Annotated in this window: 3 protein-coding genes; 1 reads left to right on the top strand and 2 read right to left on the bottom strand. The window is 45.6% G+C overall.

Annotated features, from left to right (window positions below):
* The first annotated feature begins 60 nt into the window (after window positions 1-60).
* Window positions 61-2,325: a DNA topoisomerase IV subunit A gene (gene parC / locus ACP45E_RS09000; protein WP_017035539.1), complete on the top strand. Its 2,265-nt coding sequence runs from the start codon at window positions 61-63 to the stop codon at window positions 2,323-2,325.
* Window positions 2,326-2,426: 101 nt separating this feature from the next.
* On the opposite strand, the gene degS is transcribed toward parC, so the two are convergent.
* Both degS and ACP45E_RS08990 read right to left on the bottom strand, forming a co-directional pair.
* Complete coding sequence (gene degS, locus ACP45E_RS08995; protein WP_017035538.1) at window positions 2,427-3,491, bottom strand: outer membrane-stress sensor serine endopeptidase DegS; 1,065 nt, start codon at window positions 3,489-3,491, stop codon at window positions 2,427-2,429.
* A 151-nt stretch (window positions 3,492-3,642) separates the two neighbouring features.
* Window positions 3,643-4,319: PDZ domain-containing protein (locus tag ACP45E_RS08990; RefSeq protein WP_141707267.1), on the bottom strand; the 677-nt coding region annotated here is incomplete at its 5' end.

Here is a 4,319-nt window from a genome sequence, read left to right as displayed (position 1 = left end):
AACCGCTCTTCCGATCTCTCATGGTTACAAGCTAACGGCGATATGGCAGAGGTTTAATTAATGTCCACAGAAATTACTTATGATGGCGTAGAACAGTTGCCAATGCGCAAGTTCACCGAAGACGCTTATCTGAACTATTCAATGTACGTCATTATGGACCGAGCGTTACCTTACATTGGTGACGGTTTGAAGCCTGTTCAGCGACGTATTATTTACGCGATGTCAGAGCTTGGCTTATCGGCGTCATCAAAATATAAAAAATCGGCGCGTACGGTTGGTGATGTACTTGGTAAGTACCACCCTCATGGTGACTCGGCGTGTTATGAAGCCATGGTATTAATGGCTCAGCCGTTCTCATACCGCTACCCATTGGTTGATGGCCAAGGTAACTGGGGTGCGCCCGATGATCCTAAATCGTTCGCAGCCATGCGTTATACCGAAGCCAAACTGTCTAAGTTTGCCGAGGTATTGCTGGGTGAATTAGGGCAAGGCACGGTGGAGTGGCAACCAAACTTTGATGGCACGATGAAAGAGCCACAAATGCTGCCTGCTCGTCTGCCGCATATTTTACTTAATGGTATTACCGGTATTGCGGTGGGTATGGCAACCGATATTCCACCTCACAATGTGCGTGAAGTGGCGAGTGCTGCGATCCACTTGCTGGATAACCCGAAAGCCGAACTCAACGATGTGATGGGCTTTATTCAAGGCCCAGACTACCCGACAGAAGCTGAAATTATTTCACCGCGAAGCGATATAGAAAAAATTTATCGTACCGGTCGAGGCAGCATTAAAATGCGTGCGGTATGGCACAAAGAGGGCAATGATATTGTCATCACTGCGTTACCTCACCAAGTTTCAGGTGCGAAGCTTCTAGAGCAGATTGCGGCGCAAATGCGTGCGAAAAAGCTCCCTATGGTCGATGATCTTCGTGATGAATCGGATCATGAAAACCCGACTCGCATTGTGATCGTTCCTCGCTCTAACCGTATCGACTGCGATCAGTTAATGAACCACCTATTTGCCTCTACGGATCTTGAGAAAAACTTCCGCGTTAACCTCAATATGATTGGCCTGGATGAGCGTCCTCAAGTCAAAGGATTGGTTCAGATCCTGAATGAGTGGATCGAATTCCGTCGCACAACGGTGCGCAGACGTTTGCAATATCGCTTAGACAAAGTCCTTGCTCGATTGCACATCTTAGAAGGTTTGTTGGTCGCATATCTTAATATTGATGAAGTGATTGAAATCATTCGTACAGAGGACGAACCTCGCCCTGTACTCATGAGCCGCTTCAACATTACAGAGACGCAAGCGGATGCCATTTTAGATATTAAACTGCGTAATTTAGCGAAATTAGAAGAGTTTAAGATCCGTGGTGAGCAAGATGAACTCGCTAAAGAGCGCGACAAATTAGAAAAGCTATTGGGTTCTGAGCGTCGTCTTAGTACACTGATTAAAAAAGAAATTCAGGCTGATGCGGATAAGTTTGGCGATGATCGTCGCTCTCCACTGATTGAGCGTGCGGAAGCTAAAGCGCTTACTGAACGAGACCTTGTTCCAAGTGAGCCGATTACGGTTGTGCTTTCAGAAAAAGGCTGGATTCGTCATGCGAAAGGGCATGAGGTGGATGCTGAAACACTCAACTATAAATCAGGTGATAATTACTTAGCTCACGCCCGAGGAAAGAGTAATCAGCAAGCGGTGTTCTTTGCGAGTGACGGTAGAAGCTATTCACTGGAGTCGCACTCTCTACCTTCGGCTCGCAGTCAAGGAGAACCGATTACTGGTCGCTTGAATATCAGTGTGGGCAGCTCGATGCGCCAAGTGATTATGGGTGAGGATGATCAGCTGTGGTTAGTGGGGTCCGATGCCGGTTATGGCTTTGTTTGTAAAGGCAGTGATTTATTATCAAAAAACAAGAGTGGCAAAGCCTTGGTCAACCTTCCTCAAAACTCGGAAGTATTACCACCGCATACCGTTGGTAACCTAGACTCTGATGAGATTCTTGCGATAACGAACCAAGGCCGTATGTTGCTTTTCCCGATCAAAGATCTTCCTCAACTGGGTAAAGGGAAAGGGAATAAGATCATTAATATTCCTGCTGCAAAAGCCAAAGAGCGTGAAGAGTTTGTTTCTCACCTAATGGCATTACCTCAGGGTGCTTCTTTAACCATTTATGCAGGGAAGAGAAAGTTGGGTCTTAAGTCGGCTGATCTCGATAACTTTAGAGGCGAGCGTGGTCGTCGAGGCAGTCTATTGCCAAGAGGCCTACAGAGAGTGACACGAATAGAGCTGGAAGCCGATACTGAGCCAGAGGCTTAATAAAGCGGTATTCTCTAACCGCAAAAAGCCCCTGTATTTTATATAGAGGCTTTTTGTGGTTAGAACACCTTATTTCGCTTCACGTCACTGGTTAACTTAGATTACTCACGATTATCTTCAGCAACGGTAACGGGTAACGTTATCTCTTCACCTTTGCGTAGTAGCATAATGTCAATCGTTGTACCTGGTCGTAAATCTGTCACGATATCCATAACGCTTTGTCTGCCGTTGATTTTATGCCCATCGATTTTCAATATAATATCTTGGGCTTCGAAGCCAGCTTTTGCCCCTGGTCCATCAGGATCCAATCCAAGTACAACAATACCACCTAGGTGCTCACTCCCCAGTAATCGCGATGTTACCGAGTTGATGTCTTGCCCATCGATACCAATGTAACCACGGATGACTCGCCCATCAGCAATGATTTTATCCATAATCTTATGGGCTAATGGGTAAGGTATTGCAAAAGAGATCCCATACGTTTCAAGATCAGTTGCTTGCTGGAAGGAAGCGGTATTGATTCCAACGAGTTCACCTTGGCTGTTAACAAGAGCCCCTCCAGAATTGCCCTGATTGATTGCGGCATCGGTTTGGATAAAAGCTTGGCGACCATCCGCACTAATTGATGAGCGGCCCGTGGCTGAGATGATACCAAACGTGGTGGTTTGCCCAAGGTTGTATGGGTTGCCTATGGCAAGAACCACATCACCTACTTTAGCTGCATAATTTGTGTTTTGAGGGATGATAGGAAGGTTAGTTCCTTCTATTTGTAAAATGGCAATATCTGTGCGGCGATCTTTGCCGACCAACTGAGCGGCAGCGACTCGTCCATCTTGAAGAGCCACAATGATCTGATCGGCCTGAGCAATAACGTGATAGTTCGTTATGATATAGCCTTTCTCACTGACAATAACACCTGATCCTAGCCCCTGAGTCGAAAGCTTAGTGCGATTGTCTTCTGTGTACTTTCTACTGTAAATATTGACGACGGCTGGTGCCGCTTTTCTCACCGCGTCATTGAACGAAAGCTGAAGTGTTGAAAAATTATCTGTTGTCGAGGGAAGTACTTGTGGCAGAAAATTAGTACGTAAAGAAGGTATTGCCAGTAATAAAATGAGTGCCGTTGCCAAACCTAATACAACCGAACGTAACATGAAATTCAGCATACTGTCCTCAAAGTGGGTGGAAGTCTTTGTGATAATGGGTGTTTTTAATGCTTGCTGTCGAAGCATAGCATCAGAATGCTAAATAACAAAAAGGCGATACTCAAATGGTATCGCCTTTTATTAAGGTCATCTCACGATTTAATCGATGAGTTTATCGAATCACAAGATAGATGGTTCGATCCCCTCGTTGGATATTGAGTGCGAGAATACCCGGTTTTTCATCGATAACTGCACGAAACTCCGCAATGTTTTTAACTCGCTTTCTATTAACACCAATAATAATGTCATCGACCTGAAGTTGGTAGGCAGCCGCAGAGGAACCCTCTTCAATACTTGTTACCTTGATTCCTGGAATCGTATCGTTGTCTGTTGTATTCGTGAATTCAGCACCAGTTAGTCCCGGGTGGAGCTTTTCTGCGGGTGTTTTACTGGTGGTTTGCTCTCCTAGAGTGACCTCAAACGAGAGCGTTTTTCCATCTCGCACAACGCCTAATGTTAACTGTTTGCCTGCACCCAGTGTCGCGACTTTTGCACGTAACTCACTAAAGGTATCGATTTTCTTACCATTAATCGTGGTGATAATGTCACCCGCTTTGAGTCCAGCATCGTCTGCCGCACTGTCAGGTATGACTTGATTAACAAAAGCTCCTTTACTTGATTCGTAGCCTAATGCTTCTGCAAGCTCTGAAGTGACTTCTCCACCTTGAACACCAAGCATGCCGCGTTTGACTTCACCAAAATCAAGGATTTGATCAGTGAGGTTTTTCATCATGTTGGCCGGAATAGCAAAGCCGATACCTACATTGCCGCCATTGGGGCCCAATATGG

Source organism: Vibrio genomosp. F10 str. 9ZD137, assembly GCF_049974785.1.
Taxonomy (GTDB): Bacteria; Pseudomonadota; Gammaproteobacteria; order Enterobacterales; family Vibrionaceae; genus Vibrio.
The sequence above is the reverse complement of the archived record's forward strand: the minus strand, read 5'-3'. Positions and strand labels throughout refer to the sequence as shown.

Coding starts and splice junctions, on each gene's coding strand:
- parC (WP_017035539.1), top strand. CDS start 61: ATGTCCACAGAAATTACTTATGATGGCGTAGAACAGTTGCCAATGCGC.
- degS (WP_017035538.1), bottom strand. CDS start 3,491: ATGCTGAATTTCATGTTACGTTCGGTTGTATTAGGTTTGGCAACGGCA.